The sequence below is a fragment of the Staphylococcus sp. IVB6214 genome, from assembly GCF_025558585.1.
Classification (GTDB): domain Bacteria; phylum Bacillota; class Bacilli; order Staphylococcales; family Staphylococcaceae; genus Staphylococcus.
The window spans coordinates 1455982-1477709 of the sequence record NZ_CP094723.1 but is presented as its reverse complement, the minus strand read 5'-3'; the positions used below and the strand labels follow the sequence as shown (position 1 = coordinate 1477709).

The 21728-nt window shown below is 35.2% G+C and carries 19 protein-coding genes; 17 read left to right on the top strand and 2 right to left on the bottom strand.

Translation table 11 applies throughout. The annotated features are described in order from the left end of the window. Window positions 1–4 precede the first annotated feature (4 nt). The 8 genes from MUA51_RS07165 to MUA51_RS07130 all read left to right on the top strand — a co-directional run bounded on the left by MUA51_RS07165 (window position 5) and on the right by MUA51_RS07130 (window position 8395). Entirely contained in the window at window positions 5–604 is a 600-nt protein-coding gene (locus tag MUA51_RS07165) for a 6-phosphogluconolactonase (RefSeq protein ID WP_262559136.1), read from the top strand. Between the two features lie 18 nt (window positions 605–622). Next, the gene (locus MUA51_RS07160; RefSeq protein ID WP_262559135.1) at window positions 623–781 is read left to right on the top strand and encodes an SAS053 family DNA gyrase inhibitor; all 159 of its coding nucleotides are present in this window, start codon (window positions 623–625) and stop codon (window positions 779–781) included. A gap of 205 nt (window positions 782–986) precedes the next feature. Continuing rightward, window positions 987–1397: a hypothetical protein gene (locus tag MUA51_RS07155; protein WP_262559134.1), complete on the top strand. Its 411-nt coding sequence runs from the start codon at window positions 987–989 to the stop codon at window positions 1395–1397. A 215-nt stretch (window positions 1398–1612) separates the two neighbouring features. Then, window positions 1613–2998 (top strand): class II fumarate hydratase, encoded by a 1386-nt coding sequence (gene fumC, locus MUA51_RS07150; protein WP_262559133.1) that lies wholly within the window; start codon window positions 1613–1615, stop codon window positions 2996–2998. Window positions 2999–3019: 21 nt separating this feature from the next. Further along, window positions 3020–4546, top strand: a complete 1527-nt coding sequence (gene ppx, locus MUA51_RS07145) for an exopolyphosphatase (protein ID WP_262559131.1) — start codon at window positions 3020–3022, stop codon at window positions 4544–4546. A gap of 501 nt (window positions 4547–5047) precedes the next feature. Next, complete coding sequence (locus MUA51_RS07140; protein ID WP_276580940.1) at window positions 5048–7207, top strand: RNA degradosome polyphosphate kinase; 2160 nt, start codon at window positions 5048–5050, stop codon at window positions 7205–7207. A gap of 192 nt (window positions 7208–7399) precedes the next feature. Continuing rightward, window positions 7400–7660, top strand: a complete 261-nt coding sequence (locus tag MUA51_RS07135) for a hypothetical protein (RefSeq protein ID WP_262559129.1) — start codon at window positions 7400–7402, stop codon at window positions 7658–7660. Window positions 7661–7681: 21 nt separating this feature from the next. Beyond that, window positions 7682–8395 (top strand): hypothetical protein, encoded by a 714-nt coding sequence (locus tag MUA51_RS07130; RefSeq protein WP_262559127.1) that lies wholly within the window; start codon window positions 7682–7684, stop codon window positions 8393–8395. A 140-nt stretch (window positions 8396–8535) separates the two neighbouring features. Here MUA51_RS07130 and MUA51_RS07125 read toward each other — a convergent pair whose 3' ends face one another. After that, the gene (locus MUA51_RS07125; RefSeq protein WP_262559126.1) at window positions 8536–9363 is read right to left on the bottom strand and encodes an RluA family pseudouridine synthase; all 828 of its coding nucleotides are present in this window, start codon (window positions 9361–9363) and stop codon (window positions 8536–8538) included. Window positions 9364–9486: 123 nt separating this feature from the next. On the opposite strand from MUA51_RS07125, the gene MUA51_RS07120 reads away from it, so the two are divergent. Then, window positions 9487–10614, top strand: a complete 1128-nt coding sequence (locus MUA51_RS07120; RefSeq protein WP_262559124.1) for a GAF domain-containing sensor histidine kinase — start codon at window positions 9487–9489, stop codon at window positions 10612–10614. A gap of 1 nt (window position 10615) precedes the next feature. Next, window positions 10616–11242, top strand: coding sequence for a response regulator (locus tag MUA51_RS07115; protein WP_262559123.1), 627 nt, complete (start codon window positions 10616–10618; stop codon window positions 11240–11242). Window positions 11243–11328: 86 nt separating this feature from the next. Here the strand turns inward: MUA51_RS07115 and MUA51_RS07110 are convergent, their stop codons facing one another. After that, entirely contained in the window at window positions 11329–12204 is an 876-nt protein-coding gene (locus MUA51_RS07110) for a cation diffusion facilitator family transporter (RefSeq protein ID WP_262559120.1), read from the bottom strand. Window positions 12205–12469: 265 nt separating this feature from the next. On the opposite strand from MUA51_RS07110, the gene MUA51_RS07105 reads away from it, so the two are divergent. The 7 genes from MUA51_RS07105 to yhaM all read left to right on the top strand — a co-directional run bounded on the left by MUA51_RS07105 (window position 12470) and on the right by yhaM (window position 21689). After that, entirely contained in the window at window positions 12470–13756 is a 1287-nt protein-coding gene (locus MUA51_RS07105) for a dicarboxylate/amino acid:cation symporter (protein WP_262559118.1), read from the top strand. A gap of 495 nt (window positions 13757–14251) precedes the next feature. Beyond that, window positions 14252–14716, top strand: a complete 465-nt coding sequence (gene xdrA / locus MUA51_RS07100; RefSeq protein WP_095117338.1) for an XRE family transcriptional regulator XdrA — start codon at window positions 14252–14254, stop codon at window positions 14714–14716. 159 nt (window positions 14717–14875) lie between these two features. Beyond that, entirely contained in the window at window positions 14876–16006 is a 1131-nt protein-coding gene (locus tag MUA51_RS07095; protein ID WP_262559117.1) for a DUF445 domain-containing protein, read from the top strand. Between the two features lie 85 nt (window positions 16007–16091). Next, complete coding sequence (locus MUA51_RS07090) at window positions 16092–16436, top strand: YlbF/YmcA family competence regulator (RefSeq protein ID WP_095117334.1); 345 nt, start codon at window positions 16092–16094, stop codon at window positions 16434–16436. Between the two features lie 176 nt (window positions 16437–16612). Next, window positions 16613–17806, top strand: a complete 1194-nt coding sequence (locus MUA51_RS07085; protein ID WP_262559116.1) for a metallophosphoesterase family protein — start codon at window positions 16613–16615, stop codon at window positions 17804–17806. After that, a complete protein-coding gene (locus MUA51_RS07080) occupies window positions 17803–20727 on the top strand; it encodes an ATP-binding protein (protein ID WP_262559115.1) in 2925 nt (974 codons plus the stop codon). The genes MUA51_RS07085 and MUA51_RS07080 overlap by 4 nt, the downstream gene beginning before the upstream one ends. A 20-nt stretch (window positions 20728–20747) precedes the next feature. After that, window positions 20748–21689 (top strand): 3'-5' exoribonuclease YhaM, encoded by a 942-nt coding sequence (gene yhaM, locus MUA51_RS07075; RefSeq protein ID WP_262559114.1) that lies wholly within the window; start codon window positions 20748–20750, stop codon window positions 21687–21689. Window positions 21690–21728 lie beyond the last annotated feature (39 nt).

Here is a 21728-nt window from a genome sequence, read left to right as displayed (position 1 = left end):
CAAGATGGCAATGAATTTTAAAATTTTCAAAGATCAAGGAACGGCTGCAACGTTTGTAGCGGATATTTTAAGAAAGCAATTCAATAATAATCCAACAACAATTGCAGGAATTCATTTGAAAAATGACAGTGTACCTGTAAATGCAGCATTACAAGAAAATGTTGAGAAAAACCCTGTTGATTTCAGTCAAATTCATATTTTAGATTATGATAAACAAACAAATTACTACAAAACATTAGGCGTACCAGAAAAGCAAATCCACGAAATTCCAGAAGATGAGAAGGTTGAATCTTTCATTAAACATCATGCAAAAACAAAAGAAAACAAAGGTAAATTAACGTTACAAGTTGTGACAATCGATTGTGATGGTAACATCGGTATTCCAATGAATGATGGTGTCTTGACTGCCCGTGAAGTTGTGCTTGTATTAACAGGTGCTGAAAAAGCAGAAGTAGCACGTAAGTTATATGAAGAGAATGGTAGCACGACATTCATTCCATCAAGTTTGAAAACACATCGCATGGTGAATGTTGTATTGGATGAAGCAGCTGCACAAGGGCTTCCTGAAGATGTTAGAGCTTATTTCACAGCACGTTATGCTTAATAATAAGGAGGGAATGTCATGAATAAACAAGAAAATGAACATGGCATGGTCGACAGCTTTGAAGAAGTGGTTGAATTAGGTAAAGAGATGGAACAAATCTCTGAAGAAAATGATGAACAAAAATTTGAACAATCACATGAAGAAGCCGTTCGCAGTGATCGTGAAACAGATAAATAAGATGTTTGTAAGAGTAGGGCAATAAGCAATCAATTGCTTAATGTCCTACTCTTACTTTTAGCATTTGATAAGAGATACGATGATTTTATGATACACACCACGAGACATGTCATCGTCATGAAATGGTTGTAAAATTGTCACTGTCAATGTATAAGAGATATGATAAAATAATGAAGAATTTACAAATACTAATTAGGTGACAAATATGAAAATATATCGATTCTGGGTTCCACTGTTGATTGTTTCAACACTAGTCAATTTACTATCTATCAAAGGTTTTCCATTAGCACTCGGTACCCTCTATTTACCAGTATTATTTAAGGTTGTGCAATTACAATTGAATTTGTCTAAGGGACTCGTGGATCATACAGTCACAGCTGATACATTTATTCATAGTAATCAAAAAGGGATTGTTATCAGTGTGCTGTGCTGTATTGCCATTACTATTGGATTATACATATACTTAGATCAATTTTACGCAAGTTTGAATGGTATCTGGGCGATTCTCATTCAGACAAGTCCGCTGTCTGTTGTTATCGGAATGATTTTATATATTTTAGCAGCAATTGCGGTTATTCAGGCTGTAAAGCAACGCTACCAAACAGAATATGAATAAGCATTAGTGATACCTTGAAATGATTCGTCATATTCAAGGTGTTTTTTTATAACCACTTGTACCGTTGATTTATATACTTAATATGATGATCAACAAGTAAATGTAAGCGCATTATTTTTTAATCGTTTAACGTGAGATCTCATTGAATGAATATTTCCTTTAATGCTATAATTTAACTGAAGGTATTAACATTAATTGTAAAGGGGTCGAATGAAATGTCAGTAAGAATTGAACATGATACATTTGGAGAAATTGAAGTACCAGGCGATAAATATTGGGGTGCACAAACTCAACGTAGTAAGCAAAACTTCCCAGTCGGTAAAGAAAAGATGCCAATCGAAGTTGTGTATGGTTTCGCTCAATTAAAACGTGCAGCTGCCATTGCAAACAATGAATTAGGGAAGTTAAGTGATGCGAAAAAAGAAGCCATTGTATATGCTTGTGACCGCATCTTAGCTGGAGAGTTAGATGAACATTTTCCACTTGTAGTTTGGCAAACAGGTAGTGGTACGCAAAGTAACATGAACGTCAATGAAGTTGTAAGTTATGTTGCGAATGAATATCTATCTGAAAAGGGGAGTGAAGAAAAGATTCATCCAAACGACGATGTGAATAAGTCGCAAAGTTCAAATGATACGTTCCCAACAGCAATGCACGTTGCACTATACCATGAAATTGAACAAAAGTTAGTACCAGCTTTAAAAGGCTTACGTGATACGTTCCATAAAAAAGAAGAAGCATATCAAGATATTATCAAAATTGGCCGTACACACTTACAAGATGCGACACCGATTACACTTGGTCAAGAAATCAGTGGTTGGCGCTATATGTTAGATGTATGTGAACAACTTCTAACAGAATCTAAAAAACACATCTTGAATCTAGCAATTGGTGGTACAGCTGTTGGAACAGGTATTAACGCACATCCAGAATTTGGCGATAAAGTTGCTGCAAATATTTCAAATAACACAGGTTATCCATTCGTTTCTTCACCAAACAAATTCCATGCTTTAACAGCGCATGATGAAGTTGTGCAATTGCACGGTACGTTAAAAGCCCTTGCCGGTGATTTAATGAAGATTGCAAATGACGTAAGATGGTTGGCATCTGGTCCACGTGCTGGTTTGGCTGAAATTTCAATTCCTGAAAATGAGCCGGGTTCATCTATCATGCCGGGTAAAGTAAACCCAACGCAATGTGAGATGCTTACAATGGTTGCTGTTCAAGTAATGGGTAATGACACAGTAGTCGGTATTTCAAGTTCACAAGGTAACTTTGAATTGAATGTATTTAAACCAGTTATCATGCATAATACGTTACAATCTATTTACTTATTAGCAGATGGTATGAATACATTTAACGAAAACTGTGCAGTGGGTATCGAACCAATTGAATCACATATTGATAACTACTTAAATCAATCATTAATGTTAGTCACTGCGTTGAACCCACACATCGGATATGAAAATGCAGCATCAATTGCGAAAAAAGCACATAGAGAAGGATTAACGTTAAAAGAAGCAGCAATTCAATCAGGTCATCTTACTGAAGAACAATTCGAACAATGGATTCGTCCTGCTGACATGGTTCACCCTAAATAATTGAGGAGGCAACCCATACGTATGGAGCGCAATGGTTTAATAGATATCGGATCAAACACCATTCGTCTTGTTATATTTGAATTTGATCATGAGACGGGACTGAATGAGATTCAAAATATAAAAACACCTGCTCGTCTAAGTCAATACTTAGACGATGCAGGATATATGCACGAAGACGGCATCAAAGTATTGATGACGGCACTGCAAAGTTTTAAGAAGGTAGCAGAAGCATTTCACGTTAAGACGTTGTATCCTATTGCGACTGCAGCGATTCGTCAGTCAACGAACCGTGATGACATATTAAAATCTGTCAAAAAGGAAGTAGGGTTAGATGTCATTCTAATTCCAGAAGAGGATGAAGCTTTTTATGGCTCATATGCTGTCACTCATACGACAGATATTCAAGACGGCATTACGGTAGATATCGGTGGCGGTTCAACGGAACTAACATACTTTAAAAATAAAAAAATCAAGGAAGCCATCAGCTTTCCATTCGGTGTCGTAACATTGACACGTATGTTTTTCGATGGCAAAGCGCACAATGATAAAGAAGCCCTAAAAAAAATGGAGAAGTTTCTTAAAAAGTCATTCAGTAAAGCTGATTGGATTATTGATAAAAAGGTGACGTTGATAGGCATTGGGGGATCCGCACGTAACTGTGCGCGTATCCATCAAGCACTTCAACATTATCCTATCGCTGGTGTTCATGGATATACGATGGCACAAGATGACCTTTCTCAAGTGTATGAGAGATTAAAATCATACTCACGAGATGAGCTTGTCAACCTAGATGGATTGAGTAGAGATCGGATGGACATTATCGTTCCAGCCGTTGTGGTGTTCAATGTACTTTATGACATGATACAAGCCGAATCCTTTACTTTCTCTCGTAAAGGGATTCGAGAAGGGTTTATTATGCATCAAATCTCGAAAGCACATAAAGGCGAGTTCAAAAGTAACAATGTTCAAAACGATGCATTACGTCATTTGGCGAATGAATATAGAATTGAACCAACCGGTGCAACACAGCGACAAAATCTTGCGGAAGCATTATTAAAACAACTAACAGCGCAAGGCAAGCTGAAGGTTGATGAAGTGGTAAAACAGCGTTTTCTACAAGCTGCTTATCTTTACTATTTGGGTAAGTTTATTGACTCTGATTCAAGCTCGCAACATACGTATTACATTATTGCGAACTCGAGTATTAACGGTTTATCGCATAAAGAACGTGTGCGTCTAGCCCTGTTGACAAGCTTCAAAAATAAATCATTATTGAAAATATACAGTGGTGAAACGAATTGGTTTACAGAAGATGAAATCAATGAAATTCAAGCATTAGGTGGTATGATCAAGTTTGTTAATGCGTTAAATATTTCAAACACCAATACCGTCAATCAAGTTAAACTCATTACAGACTCAGAACCTTATCAGTTAGATGTATATTATCAAGGTGAGCCGATTGCGGAAGAATACCAGTCTAATCGACAGAAAAAACATATTGAAAAAGTTTTAAAGAATAAGTTGAACATTCAATTTATAAAAAAATAGTTTTTGCATACGAAGATAATCGTGATGATGTAGAGACTGCCGAAAAAATAAAGATTGATGTTGAAACAGAAAAGATGAAGATTGTATTATACAGTATTTAGAATGATTTTAGGTAGAAGTGTGGCGCTGAGACATAATGCTTAGATGCGCTCTTTTAAGATCAAGAGATAAGTATAAAGGCATTAGGTGTCTGAAGTGGAAATGCGGACAAGGATGATTAAGTATTTAACAAGTTTATTAAGTAAACCTAGTCACATATCAATCATCTACTTTTAAATTTCTAGTTAACCTTGCCGGGGTGGGAGGATGAATGCTTTTATAGCAAAAAAGATTTCTGTCCCGCTCCCCACTTTAGCCTATATTCCCAAATAACTGAAAAGTTAAAAAACGGAGAATGCGGTAGAAATATTGAAACGATAATACACTGTTTCGTTGTCAACGGAGGTCTTAATTTGTATCACAATAGAGTAGCAGGCACATAAAATGAGGTGGAATGACAAAGTGACAAACAATAATTTGAAAATTGATATTAACGATCCTAGTTTTTATAACAATAGAGAAGTAAGTTGGCTCGATTTCAACTATCGTGTCCTACAAGAAGCATGTGATAAAACAAATCCTTTGTTAGAGAGACTCAACTTTATTGCAATCGGCAGTTCTAACTTAGATGAATTTTTTATGGTGCGTGTCGCAGGTCTTAAAGACCAAGTGAAAATGGGATACGATAAACCTGAAAACAAATCGCAGTTGACTCCTTCTGAACAGCTTCAAGCAATCGAGCGCAAAAATCGAAAAAATGTTGCATTTCAATATCATCGATTTAATGAACTGATTGAAGAGTTGAAAGAATATGATGTTTATCTTACAAAGCCAGATGATTTAGATGAGCCATTAATTGAACGTCTAGAAACTATCTTTTTGAATGAAATCTTACCAACATTGACGCCACTTGGTATTGACGCTTATCGACCTTTTCCAAAGTTAAACAATAAAACACTGAATATATTTGTTGATGTTGATACGGGGGATGAAGTGAACTCCGCAATTGTACAAATCCCTACACTGTTAGATCGCTTCACAACAATTAATGAAGGTAACAAACAATATATCATATTAATTGAAGATATCATTACGTTCTTCATGGGATATTTGTTCAGAGGATATGAGATTCTTAATACGTACACATTTAGAATTACACGTAATGCGGACTTAATGATTCATGAAGATGATGCGGAAGACTTATTGATTGAAATTGAGCGCTTTTTGAAAGAAAGAAAAAGTGGAGCAGCAGTTCGTTTAGAAATAGATAATCGTGGACAACAAGATCTAGAAATGGACTGGTTAATCGATACGTTGGAATTATCACCTGAAGATGTATACTACACTGATGGCCCTCTTGATTTAACAATGGTGTTCGAACTTGTCGGACATTTATCGAACAAACTCAAAGACTTGAAATATTCACGTTATGTCCCACAAGTACCACAATCATTAGGGGGGCATAATGTCTATGACTTAGCACTTAAACGAGATATTTTCTTCCATCATCCATATGAGTCGTTTGATCCGATTGTCGACTTTATTCGTGAAGCTTCTGAAGATCCTAATACGATGGCAATTAAGCAAACATTGTATCGCGTAAGTAGTGATTCACCAATTATCGATGCATTGAAAAATGCGGCGGAAAACGGCAAACAAGTAACGGTACTCGTTGAATTGAAGGCACGTTTTGACGAAGAAAACAACGTGCATTGGGCACGTATGTTAGAAGAAGCAGGGTGTCATGTCATGTATGGTATGACTCACTTGAAAACGCACAGTAAAATCACATTAGTTGTGAAGCGTATCAATGGAGAGCTAGTACCATTTGTACATCTTGGTACAGGGAACTACAATGACAAAACCGCAAAACTATATACAGATATGGGTATCATTACAACAAATAAAAAAATAGCAGAAGATGCGATGAATTTCTTCAACTATTTGAGTGGTTACTCTGTAAAACCAGATTATCAAGAACTGATTGTTGCACCTTACGAAATCCGTGATTCATTCATTGAACGTATTGACGAAGAAATTGAGAGTCATAAAAAGTATGGTAACGGTAAAATGATGATGAAGATGAACTCATTAACTGACAAAACGCTTATCACGAAGTTATTTGAAGCATCACAAGCAGGTGTTAAAGTACAACTGATTATTAGAGGGATTTGTTGTTTGAAACCTGGCATTCCGGGTGTGAGTGAGAATATCGAAGTTGTTAGTATTGTCGGCCGTTTACTCGAACATTCACGTATTTACTATTTCCATAACAATGGAGATGCACGTATTTACTTGTCTTCCGCAGATATGATGACTCGTAACATGATTAAGCGTGTAGAAATTTTATTCCCAGTACTGGATAAAGAAGTTGCAGAACGTCTCGTGAACTACATGAACTTACAGTTATCAGATAACCAAAAAGGACGTTACCAAGACCGTTATGGTGTATATCACTATGTAGATAATGACCTTGAGCCATTAAATGCCCAAGAATATTTAATGGAAGAAGCAATGAATTACAGTATCAAACGCAAAAAAGATAATATTGTTGAGACGGGCCAACCTGTCAGAGCAGCAACAGGTTGGGTGAATCGTTTTCGAAATAAATTGAAACGTTGAAAAAACCGAATACGTAGGAAGCGGTAAAAGTTAAGGATCGCAGTCTTTATAGGAAAACTATAAAGGCTGTGATTTTTTGGGTATTATTGCAAACTTTTGTAGTGCAGAAAATATTTGTACAGTAAAATAAAGTAAATAGTTATTCAATATCTTTATAACATAAGAGTATATGTAGTAAGGGATGGGGAGTATATGGAAAGAAATAAATTTGAAGATATAACTGACTTAAAAAAGCGGTTTGATAGAATTAAATTATATATAATCTATTTGAGACATTGGATTTTTATAGGTGCCGGTATGGGTATCTTAGCAAGTATAATAGACATAAATAAAAATTCTAGTTATATGATACAAATTATATTTTTGATTTTTTGTATTGGTACAGTATTTATAATATTTTTAGAGCGTTTTAGTTTTATTAGATTGTTTCAATTCTTAATTTCAGTATCATAATTAACATATAGTATACTATACATGTTTTCAACAATTTTAAAAGGGACTGAAAGTTTTTATGTTGCAATAGCTACGTTAATTGCAGGTCTTTTAGCATATCATTATACGACTACTAATAATCATAGACAATTAATAGATTCATTAGATGCAAAATCTGGCTGGCGCAAATCTTTATTTGAATTAGCAGAGAAGCAAGACATTGTTCCGGAAGATGTACAGATATTAAGAACGACTTTGCGTTTCAATTATAAGGATAACGCAAAAACATATTTTGATATAATGACGAAAATTATTATTTTATATTGTGAAGCTATCGAAAGAGAAGAAAGATTAATTCGCTTTTCAGTTAAAATTGAATGCAAATCACAATTTGATCCTAGAATTATAAGATTATTCGCAAGGTATCTACTTGCTGATCATTGGGAGAAAAATTTATTAAACAATCAACAAAAGGCAGAGGATGAATTAATTAAACCATATAGAGAAATTAATTATGACGAATTGTTTTCATTATACAAACTATTACAAGTTGAATACAGTGATAAAACGTACGTAGAGATAAAAGATAGCTTAGATAATTTAGTGAAAGATAAAAATAATTATAATTGGAAAAACACTGTTAAAAAAAGTAATCTATACAAAAATATGAAAACATCTCATAAAAATCTCCAAAAAGAAAATGAATTGTTCATTTATACATTACAAAAATTTATTGAATACTCGAATGAAAAATAAAGTATCTACATGTATTAAAAGAAAAGCTAAATAAACTAAGTTGTACGGTAGTCATGTCTATATTTCTACTGAACTGTCTGTTATACAGCAAAAAAGCGTACGCTCCTAAATCAGGAGTGCACGCTTTTTAACATTTCGGTTTATTCTACATCATCTAAAGACACTGAAACAGTTTCTTGTGTAAATGGATGTACAAATTCGATTTTATAGCTTTCCAATTTCAACTGACGTAATGTTGCATCACTATATAGTGGATCCCCAAGAACTGGATGTCCTATTTCTGCAAGGTGTACACGAATTTGGTGCGTACGTCCTGTATCTAACTTAACATACAGTTGACAGACGCCTTCTTTTACCATTTCAGATTCGATAATATGTGTCACTGCGCGTTGTCCAGTTGGTGAAACACGGCGTTTGTTCGGATGAAACTTATCTTTACCGATGGGCATATCGATTGTTTGTGGTTTGATTGGTAAGAGACTCTTCACTTGTGCACGGTAGATACGATGAATGTCATTGTCTTCTAACATGCGGTCCAAAATCTTTTTAACGAGTGGTTTTTTCGCTACGATTAATAATCCAACAGTTTCTTGGTCGAGTCTATGGATTGGTTCAACGTATGGACAATTCAATGTATAGATGACGTGATTCATCAATGTATTACTTTCTTTCAAGTCATTTGGATGTGTCTTGACTCCTTTAGGTTTTAAGACAATCGCAAGGTAATCATCTTCATAAACAATATTTGCATAGCGATAGCTTGGTAAATATTGACTCTCCGCATGTGTTTCCGGTAGTACGACATTGTCACCAGTATGGACGGTTGTGTTTAACGTCGCAGATTCGTCATTAATCAAAATTTCTTTTGACATATTCAATTGATGTAGTTCTTTTTTTGGTAATTTCAATGATTGAAACATGGCTCTCAATGTCATGTTGTCAAATTGTTGAGGGATGTTTATCTTCATAGTAGCCTCCTTAAGCCTTTCTATCATAACATAAATTTGAATCACTTGTGACTGGGCGATATGTTTTTCACAATAAAATAGAACATGTATAATACAAATGAGTGGAATAGAGGAGATGAGACGATGGAGAAACCGACACGATTGGCGCTATTAAAAGAGATTGCAGAGTTTTTGAACGAAGAGACAGAGTTGCAGTCGATGATGGACGGTGCGTTGGATTATTTAATTGAAGGCAGTGATTTTACGACAGGCTGGATTTTCTTTATTGATGAAACGGGCGCACATACCTTAGCGTCACATCGTTCTTTGCCGAAAGCTTTGACGAATCACCATTGTAAGTACATGGTAGAAGGTACCTGTTGGTGTGTCCAATCTTATCATAATAAGAAACTTACGAAGGCCTCGAATATCATCAATTGCTCTCGTATTAATCTTGCAAGTCGTGAATTTGCGACAGAAACTGAAGATATTACGCATCATGCGACAGTTCCATTAAAATCAGGTACAGAACAATTTGGGCTTTTAAATGTTGCTACGCCTCATACAGATCATTACAGTGATGAAGATTTGGAGTTGTTGGAATCTGTGGCTTTTCAAATTGGTTCTGCTATTAAACGAATCGATTTGACGGATCAAGAGAAAGAAGCGGCACGCATCAATGAACGAAATCGTCTCGCACGTGATTTGCATGATTCGGTCAATCAAATGCTATTTTCATTAAAATTAACTGCACATGCTGCAGGTCAAATGGCGCAAGATGATGTGTCAAAAAGGGCTTTCTCACAAATTGAAATGACAAGTCAAAATGCCGTGAATGAGATGCGAGCGCTCATCTGGCAATTGAAGCCAGTTGGATTGGAAAAGGGATTGGTCCATGCTTTGAAACAATATGCTGACTTGATTGGTATCGACATTCATGTCTCTGTGTCAGGGCTGATTGACTTGGAGAATAAGATTGAAACAAATGTATATCGTATTATTCAAGAAGCAATGAATAATACGAAAAAACATGCTGGAACAGATGAGATATACGTAAAGTTCTATCAAGACGATGAAAAGCTTGAGATCACGATAACAGACGATGGTGTTGGCTTTGATCCGAATACAGTGGATGAACGTGCCCATCACGGTATATTAAATATAAAGCAACGAGTTAAAATATTAAAAGGGCAGCTTACATTATCAACTGAAAACGGAACGACTTTGTTTGTTCAAGTGCCTTATAATCATCATAGTTGGGAGGGGATGTAAAATGGCCAAAGTTGCAATCGTGGATGATCACTATATTGTAAGACAAGGTTTGGAATTTTTACTCTCAACACGAGATACCATTGAGATGGTTGGTAGTTTTAGTGCTGGCCAAGAATTGTTAGATGCGCTTCACGATAATATTTGTCAGCCTGAATTAGTGCTTGTAGATCTTGTAATGCCTGAAATGAATGGAATAACATTGATTCAACAATTAAAACAACAGTATCCAAAAATTAAAATACTAGTTTTAACAAGTTATGTTGATGAAGAACATGTGATTTCGGCGATGCAAGTTGGTGCAGACGGCTATGAGATGAAAGATGTGGAACCAGAACAGCTAATGGCATCTATTCAGCGTGTTTTAGAAGGGGACACAGTTATTCATAAAGAAGCACAACAAGTGATGGAAGTTGTAAACAATAAACCGCACATTCAAAATAAATTATCAAAACGTGAAACAGAAGTTTTGAAAGAGATGGCAAAAGGAAAAACGAATAAAGAGATTGCAGATGTGTTATTCGTATCTGAAAAAACGATTAAAACGCATGTGAGTCATATTTTATCCAAACTAGAAGTGACAGACCGAACACAGGCAGCTCTTTATGCTATGAGTAATCATTTGATATAAAAAAAACACTTTATTGGTTGGTATGCACAACCTTTAAAGTGATTTTTATTGCCTGAAAAATGAGTCATTTGCACAAAATTAAATGATTAGATAGATGGTTCATAGGGTTCGATATGGACAATTGTTTCAACTTCTCCTAAATGTTCTTTCAGTTTTGACTCAATTAAATCGGATATTTCATGACTTTCAACAACGGTAAGTTTAGGATTGACGGCAATCGTCACATCAATGAATGATATCATCCCGTGACTGCGGGCTTTAATATCTCTAATTTCCAGTATTTCTTCAATCGGTGCGATACATTGATGAATATATGATAGCTCATCTTCGTCATATCCATCTGTTAAGGTGATGGCAGTTTCTTTAAAGATATCGATACTTGTTTTCATAATTAACAACCCAATAATAATTGCGGCTAATGTATCTAGCATCGGTGCGCCAAAATAAACGCCAATGATTCCAATGACTGTACCAAGCGAGACAAGTGCATCGGATAAATTATCATAACTTGCAGCTTTTAACGCACTACTTTTTACTTTTTTAGCTAAGTTATGATTATACAGAAAAACAGCAAACATTATAAGACTCGATAAAATACCAACGATGACTGCAGATTGACTCGGCTGGTGGAATTGACCTTTATAGAAATGTTGAATGCCTGTAATTATAACCTGAATACTAACAGCAAACATAATAAAAGAAGCAATGAGAGATGCGATAAATTCAGATCGATAATGTCCATATGGGTGGTTCTCATCAACGGGTTTCATGGAGATTTGTAAGGCGACAAGAATCGCAATAGAACTTACGACATCAGTCGCATTGTTGATACCATCTGCAGTTAAACCACGACTGTTTGCGATCCAACCATATAGTACTTTTAGAATCGTTAATAATGTATATGTAACAATACTGAGCCATGCCCCTTTTTTAGCTTGTGTTATTTTATAATCCAATTGCATGTCTGGACACCTCAAATAAATTTTAAAGAAATGTTTGATTTTCATTATAGCATTTTATTATTATGCAATGAAAATCCGATGAAAGCCAATAAAAATTACATTGCAATATTGTTAATCTTCTGACTATAATTATTTATAAGCTATTTTTATACATATGATTGCAAGTATATGAATAGTGACAATTTGTTGAACGATACATTTAATAGCAATAATGTGCGTTCAATGATGCAAGATAATCTTGTTAGAAGAAGGGGATGAATGAACAATGAAGTTTAAAGGACTTACAGTTAAAATAATTATTGCACTTGTATTAGGTATTACAATTGGTTCAGTTTTCAACTTTTATGAAGGCGCAAAGTTTGTAACACTTATTGATCAATATGGATTCAATCTCATCGGACAAATATTTCTAAATCTTATCTTTATGTTAGTTGTACCTGTTGTTTTTGTATCAATCGTACTTGGTGTTATTGGTGTTGGAGATCCCAAATTATTAGGGGGTATCGGACTTAAAACGATGTTATTCTTCCTATCGACAACAGCTTTGGCAATCATGCTAGCAATGTGTTTAGCATTAATTGTTAAGCCAGGTGCAGGACACTCAGATTTGTTGAAGAGTGATGAAGTGACAGCATATCAAAAAGAATTGACAGCACAAAAAAGTGCAGAAGATTCACCATTTAATCAAACATTCGACCAAACGATTATTAACTTCTTCCCGAAAAATCCAGTTGAAGCAATGACAGACGGTAACATGCTGCAAATTATTACATTTGCGATTTTTATCGGAATCGGAATTATGATGGTTGGTGAAAAAGCAAAAGTCGTACATAAATTTTTCGACCAATTTAACGAGGTACTGATGTATATTATCTCTATGGTAATGAATGTATTCGCACCAATTGGGACATTTGGTCTTGTTGCACATGCTTTTACTGGTGCAGGATTTGGTGCCATTCGACAGTTAGGTTTATACTTCGTAGTCGTACTCGCAGCATTGCTCATTCACTTCTTTGTTGTCTATGGTGGTGCAGTGAAATTCCTAGCTAAGCGTAGTCCGATTGAATTTTTTAAAGGTTTCTTCCCGGCGATTACAGTCGGATTTGGTGGCTCAAGCTCAAATGCTGCGTTACCAGTTTCGATGGAATGTACGAAGCGAATGGGTGTTAAACCAGAGATTGCTTCCTTCGTACAACCTTTAGGGGCAACGGTCAATATGGATGGAACAGCGATCATGCAAGGGGTAGCGACAATCTTTATTGCACAGTTGATGGGTGCAGACTTAACAATAGGTCAATTGATTACAGTTGTATTAGTTGCGGTTATTGCATCAGTTGGGACAGCAGGTGTTCCTGGTGTTGGACTTATCATGTTAGCAATGGTATTAACAGCCGTTGATTTAAATCCAGCAGCAATCGGTATTATTTTAGGGATTGATCGACTTTTAGATATGTCTCGTACAGCTGTAAATATCACGGGTGATGCTGCTTGTGCATTAATTTTATCTGAACGTGAAGGACGAAAGTTAAAAGGGCATATGCATGCTGAATAAACATCAACAATAATATTTGAAATGCTTCTTTTTAATCCTACGTGTTACTGAGTGAGACGTGGCAAATTAAAGGGGAGCATTTTGTCTGTTTTAGCACTTATTGTGCAAAAGCCTAGAGTTAAAAAATAGTGATTTCAATGTATGTTCAATGGTATCAATATACGTCACCATTTTTAATAACTATGCTGATAGATCAATTTTTGGAAAAACATCGTGATTCTTTCGGTCATTTCTGAACTATGTTATGATAAAAACTGGAGTGTATAAGGATAAAAAATAAGAATAGATGAAACAGAAGGGTATTAAGAAACTTAAAAATAAGTGTACAAGTTTTTCGACTATTTCGCCTATTAAAGTTTTACCAAAATTAATAAAATGACTCTTTTCATTTACATCTTTATGTATTAATATGTAATTTGTGTTTCAAGAAATGTGTAGAATTGCAATTTCTTGTGTACGGATAAAATTTCACTTTTAGAGAGGTCGTAATAATAAATGGATAGACAAAGTTTTACAGATTTAATTCAAGCAAAATTTAAAATGGTGCGTATCGAGGCGGGATACACACAAGATACAATGGCTCAAACAATCGGATTATCAAAAAAGACGCTTGTTCAAATCGAAAAAGAACGTGTGTTACCAAACTGGACAACATGTGTTTCAATTTGTGCGTTATTTAGAGATTCTGAAGTTTTGAATAGTACATTTGGTTGTGATCCGTTAGAAATCGTTCAAACAATTTCACGCAATCAAGCGGCATATCCAAAATATTCAACAGTAAGTGATATTTATTGGGAAACACTTTCATCAAAAGGCGGATATATTTTACAAGCAAACAAGGTGAGTGAATTATACCGTGTGTTAGATGCAGATAAACAACCTTTATACGGTACGGCAAAACAAAGAGAAGCTGAAACATACTTCCAACGTCATGCCAAAGATGATTTAATCCGTGCTTAAGAAATAATAATAGAAGATGTATGGTTAGCTGTGACATTTAATTGTCGCAGCTTTTTTATATGAATATTTAATCAAAGTAAACGAAATAAAAGTTTGGTTAATCTATGAAAAATGTGGAATAATAACAAAATAGATAAAAAGACTGAGAGGCGGAAGTTAATGAAAGTTTTACTATTATTATTGTTTATGATGGGGGTCGGTGCCGTCATCGGTGGCGTGACGAACATCATTGCTATTAGGATGTTGTTTCATCCTTATAAACCATATTACCTATTTGGACGTCGTATCCCATTTACACCTGGATTGATTCCGAAAAGAAGAGAAGAAGTAGCGGTAAAAATCGGTCAAGTGGTTGAAGACCATCTATTAACGGAATCGTTAATACGTGAAAAACTGAACGCACCTGAGATGAGACAAACAATCAAACAAACAGTGACGAATCAAGTAGAACGACTCAAGCGAGACGACATGACGATTCAAACGATCGCTGAACATTTTGATATAGAAGTGGTTCATACGAGTAATCAGTGGCTTGAGCAATTTGTAACGGAACAGTTGAGAAAGAAGTATACACAACATCGTGACCAATCAATTGGTGCGGTCATTCCACAAGAAGTGGTAGATGTTTTAGATCATAAAGTGGCTGAACTAGATGGTGTATTGTTAGACAAAGCACGTGATTATTTGCAATCGGGCAAAGGTTATAACGACATTTGTATGATGTTAGATACATTCTTTATTGAAAAAGGCAAGATTATTTCTATGCTGCAAATGTTCATGACGAATGAAGCGATTGCAACGCGTATTCAAACGGAGTTAGTACGTTTAACGAATCATCCGAAAGCGCGTCAAATATTAGCGACACAAATCGACAAAGAATATCAATCGTTTAAAATGATGAAAGTGGAAGAACTCATGTCTGAAGATCAGTTTGAACGTTTCAATGGCAATGTTGCAGAATATGTTTTGCAACAGTTTAAAGTTCGCGAGCGTGCACATCAACCATTAAATCGACTCGTACCGCAATTGTTTGAACGATTAGATATTGATGGGATTGATAAAATCACGGATCTTATTTTAAGTGTACTTGCCAACCGCTTATCGTCTATTATGCGTCGTGTGAATATCCGTGGATTGATTGAAGAACAAATTAACCGTTTTGAATTAGATTATATCGAAAAGCTTATTTTGGAAATTGCTGGTAAAGAACTTAAATTAATTACTTTACTTGGATTCATATTAGGTGGTTTGATTGGAATCTTCCAAGGAATCATTGCAATCTTTGTATAATCAGTGAAAGTATGGTATCGTAAGCATGGAAAGAAGTTGGTTGAGAACTACTAGCTTCAACATAGACAATTAAGGAGCGATAATAATGGCTGTAAATTTATATGATTACGCAAACAAATTAGAACAAGCGTTACGTGAAAGTGACGAATATAAGGCAATTAAAGATGCATATGCACAAGTAAATGCAAATGCAGATTCAAAAAAATTGTTTGATGAATTCCGTGAAACACAATTAAACTTCCAACAAAAACAAATGCAAGGTGAACAAGTGACTGAGGAAGAAATCAAACAAGCGCAAGAACAAGCGCAAGAAATTGAAAAAGATGAAAACATCTCTGCATTAATGAATGCTGAACAAAAAATGAGTCAAGTATTCCAAGAAATTAACCAAATTATTGTGAAACCATTAGACGAAATCTATCAAGACTAATGCCATTCATACAATAATGTTATAACTGATCAATGCTCCCTATAAAGCGATGGACACTGTCTTTGCTTTTTAGGGAGCATTGTATTTTGATTTGTAACATCATTGAAAGGTGAATTATGCTAAAATATAAGAATACATAAAAGGGTGTTGAAGAGTAAGAAGAGGAGTGAACGATAATGGTTAAATTTTTGCATTGTGCAGATTTACATCTTGATAGTCCATTTGTATCAAAGCAACATCTAAGTCCAAGTATTTTGAGAGATGTGGAAAACAGTGCATATGAGAGTTTTAGAAAGATAGTTGATATCGCACTACGTGAACAGGTTGATTTTGTCATTATTAGTGGTGATTTATTTGATCAACGCAATCGAACATTGAAAGCTGAAGTGTTTTTAAAGGAAGAGTTTGAACGCTTACAGAAAGAACAAATATTTATTTACATCGTTCATGGAAATCATGATCCATTATCTGATCGAATTACTTCTAATTGGCCAAACAATGTCACAGTCTTCTCAAATAAGGTTGAAACATATCAAGCGATTACGAAAACAGGTGACAAAGTCCATATCCACGGATTTAGTTACGAAACCGATGCAAGTTATGAAAATAAAATTGATGATTATCCGACAAATGAAGATCGTCAAGCGATTCATATCGGTGTATTACATGGAACTTATAGTAAGTCAGGGGTTTCAGATCGATATACAGAATTCAGATTAGAAGATTTGAACAAAAAACTATATCACTATTGGGCTCTCGGCCATATTCATAAGCGCCAACAATTGAGTGATTTACCCGAAATCAATTATCCGGGTAATATTCAAGGGCGACATTTTAAAGAACAAGGTGAAAAGGGATGCTTAATTGTAGAAGGTGATTATGCCAAGTTAGAAACACGATTCGTGCCGACACAATTTATTCGTTTTGAGTCTGCAGTGCTAGACGTTACACAGATTACACAACAAGGACTTTATGAAGAGATACAAGCATTCAAGGACAGTGTTAGAAGTTTAGGACGTGCCTTTTATCGTTTACAACTCAATGTACCTGGAGATGAACGCATTGATCATCAAGTATTAGAACAAGTGAAAGCGATGATTATCGATTATGAAGAGAATGAACAGTATTTTGTGATAATTGATACGTTGGATATTCATTATACAGAATTAGATACACCATCCATTTTTGATGAGTTTGATGACGAACTGTTGAAGAAAGATGAGATTTATGAAGCGGCATTAAGTGACCTTTATATGAATCCGAAAGCTTCAAAATACTTAGATCATTACATGGAACACGATCGACAAGCATTGATAAAACGTGCAGAAGAGATGATTCAAGCGGAACTGAAGGGAGCTGATAAGCGATGAAAATCAAATCAGTTGAAATATATGGTTATGGGCAATTTGTAAAACGAACAGTTGAGTTTAACCAGCATCTCACTCAAATTTTTGGAGAGAATGAAGCAGGAAAGTCAACGTTACAAGCATTTATTCATTCGATTCTATTCGGCTTCCCAACACGTAAAGAAAATGAACCACGATTAGAACCCCGCATGGGCAATCAATATGGGGGGCGTGTCACACTCATATTGGATGACAACTCAGAAGTAGATGTAGAACGGGTTAAAGGAAGTGCACAAGGTGATGTAAAAGTATATCTTCCAAACGGTGCTATCAAAGATGAAGCATGGTTAAAACATCAACTCAATTATATCGATAAACGCACATATCAAGATATATTTTCATTCAATGTACTCGGACTACAAGATATCCATAAACATATGACAGAAAATCAATTGCAGAACTTTCTAATGCAGGCGGGCGCATTAGGCTCGACTGAATTTATCGGTATGCGTGATCTCATTCATAAAAAGAAACAGTCACTTTATAAGAAATCAGGACAACAGCCAGAAATTAACCAACGGGTCGCAGAATTAAAAGAAGTTGAACTACAAATTCGTGATGCATCGACACAACTTGAATCATATCAGAGACTTGTTGAAACACGTGATAAGTCATCAGATCACTTGGAAACGGTAAAACAAAATCTTGATCAACTGACCCACTTTTTTGAAGAAAAGCAAAAGGAACTTGCTTTACATGATCAAGTTCAAGAATGGAAAGCATTAGAAGCAGAGTTGAACATTGAGCCTATCACTTTTCCTGAACAAGGAATTGATCGATATGAGGCAGCAAAACTTCAAAAACAACAACTCGAACGGGATATAGGTTTACGTGAAGAGAAATATAATCAGTTGAAACATGAAAACCATCAGCGATTTGTACCGAACAATGACGTTGTTAATCAAATTGATACAATTGCGAAACAAGAAGAAGAAATAAAACAATATGAACGTGATTTGAATCAAATGATACGTGATATTGAAAATATCCAACGTGAAATTGAAGGCTTAAAATCGAATATTGGTTGGCAAGAAATACACGATGATGTGGATACATCTGATGTTCAAAAAAGCTACATAAGTGATACGTTGAAAGACAAGAGAGACAATACGTATCAGCTTAAACAATATGAAAATATGCTTGACGAGCATGTCATTGCACATCAATCACATGAAACAGAGCTAGCACAACTTCAGGAAGAATTAGTGCCGGAAGAAACATTTGAACAGAAAAAAGTCTATGAGAAACGCTCATTAGAGTTGAATGAAAAACGCAATCTCTTTATGAAGATGAAGGAAGCCTTTGAAGTAGAACAACAGCAAAAGAAAAAACAACAGAATGTGATGAGAACAATTTTTATTGTGATTGCACTATTATGTGCAGGCATGGCTGTTTATGCCTTTCTTGCACCTGCGATGTTATATGGGGCAATTTTTGCAGTATTGGCGTTTGTATTCTTCATCGCAATCTTTATGATTAAGACGAAAGAAGTCGGTCATAACGAGCGTTTTGCGGAGGAGATTCGTCAGCTTGAATCAGAAGTGAAGCAATTAGAAGATACTTATGATTTAAACTTCGATTTATCTGAACAACATCAATTACGAGATCGCATCGTTCAACGTGAACAGAACTTAGCAATTTCTACAAAAAAGCAACAGCATTTACAGCAACAATTAGAAAATGCAAAGGTGCAACAACAAGAAAGTATAGAAAAAGTAGATGGTATTCGTCACGACTTACATGTATCAGATAAGTTGTCTGATGAGTTGCTATTAGACGCATTACAAACGATTCAGTCTCTTAAGGAACAGTCAGCATTACTCACAAAAACACAAGAGAAAAAGGCATATGTGACTGGAAAATTAGATGTATTCTATCGTGATGCTGAACAAACATTAGCACCACATTTTCAAAACTTTAATCGAATGTCTGTTTTTCATGATGTTAGAGAATGGCTTGAGCATGCGAAATCAGAAACAACTAAGTATCAACATAATCAAGAACAAATTCAATTGCTCGAGAAGGAAGTTGGACATCTTAAACAACGTTTACATGATAATACTGAAGTGATAGACAAGTTATTTAGCTATACTGGTGCTCTTGATGAAGAGAGCTATTATAGACATCATGATCGTTTTGTTAATTATACACAATCATTATCTCGTTATCATGACCTGACACAGTTTTTAGAAAATCAAGATTATGGTTATGAAAAAAGTACAAAAGTAAGTGGAAAAACAACAGCTCAAATTGAAGCAGAGCATCAAGAACTTGAAGCTCAAATTGATGATTACAATGACAAGTATTTAACGTTACAAAGTGAAGTGAGTGATTTAACAGCGCAAATCAATCACATGGAAACGGATAATACATTGCGTCATTTAAAACATAAATATCAATTATTGCGTACACAACTGAATGAAATAGCAGAAGATTGGGCAGCGCTTAGTTATTTAGAGCATGTAGTCGATGCACATATTAAGCAAATTAAAGATGAGCGTTTGCCAAAGGTTGTTCATGAAGCCACTGATATCTATTCGCATTTAACAGATGGGCAATACACACAAGTGACCTACGAAAATGAAAAAGTAATGGTACGTCATAAAGATGGCCAAATGTATCATCCGCTAGAATTAAGTCAATCAACAAAAGAGCTGTTGTACTTTGCATTGCGCATTAGTTTAATTAAAATATTGAAACCATACTACTCATTACCAATTATTATTGATGATGCATTCGTTCATTTCGATGCAACACGCAAGAAACGTATGATGGCATTTCTAAAAACTATGCAAGATAATTATCAAATTCTGTATTTTACATGTAATCACGATACATCGATTACAGCTAAACAGAGTGTCATGTTGAATAAACTAGAGAAATAAATAAAGAAAGGTGCTGTACCATGAGACATGTAGAGACGTTAAAGCCTGGAGATAAGGTAGATCATTTCTTTTTAGTGCATCAAGTAACACAAGGTGTAACGAATCAAGGGAAAGATTATATGACCTTAAAACTTCAAGATCAAAGCGGTGAGATTGAAGCAAAGTTCTGGACTGTAACGAAAGAAGATATGGCTATTTTAAAACCAGAAAGTGTTATTCACGTAAAAGGTGACGTCATTAATTATCGCAATAACCGTCAGCTGAAAATGACACAATACAGACTGGCAACAGAATCAGATGGTGTTCAAATAAGTGATTTTATTGATCGTGCACCGATATCCAAAGAAGAAATGCAATCCATATTGCGCGATTATATTTTTGAAATTGAAAATGCACCATTACAACGAATTACACGCCATATTTTGAATAAATATGAGCAACAATTTTTTGTTTATCCAGCAGCAAGTTCGATGCACCACAACTTTGTAGGTGGATTGGCATATCATGTTATCACAATGCTTGAAGTAGCAAAGCAATTAAGCCATATTTATCCATCAATCAATAAAAGTTTATTGTACAGTGGTATTATTTTACATGATATCGGTAAGGTTGTTGAACTATCAGGTCCCGTTGCTACAACTTATACGCTAGAAGGGAACTTATTAGGTCACATTTCAATTGCCAGTGATGAAGTCGCAGAGGCAGCACGTCAACTGCAAGTAGAAGGGGAAGAAGTGTTATTATTACGCCATCTCATTTTAGCGCATCATGGGAAGTTAGAATTCGGCTCACCGAAGTTACCACAAGTGAAAGAAGCGGAAATATTACACTTTATCGATAATATCGATGCACGAATGAATATGTTTGATAAAGCAATGAAATCAACAGAAGATGGAACAATGACTGGTAAAATTAGAGGCTTAGAAAATAGACGCTTCTATAAACCAGAAAAATTAAATTAAAAGAAAAACAGGTCTTACACGTGCTATGTGTAAGACCTG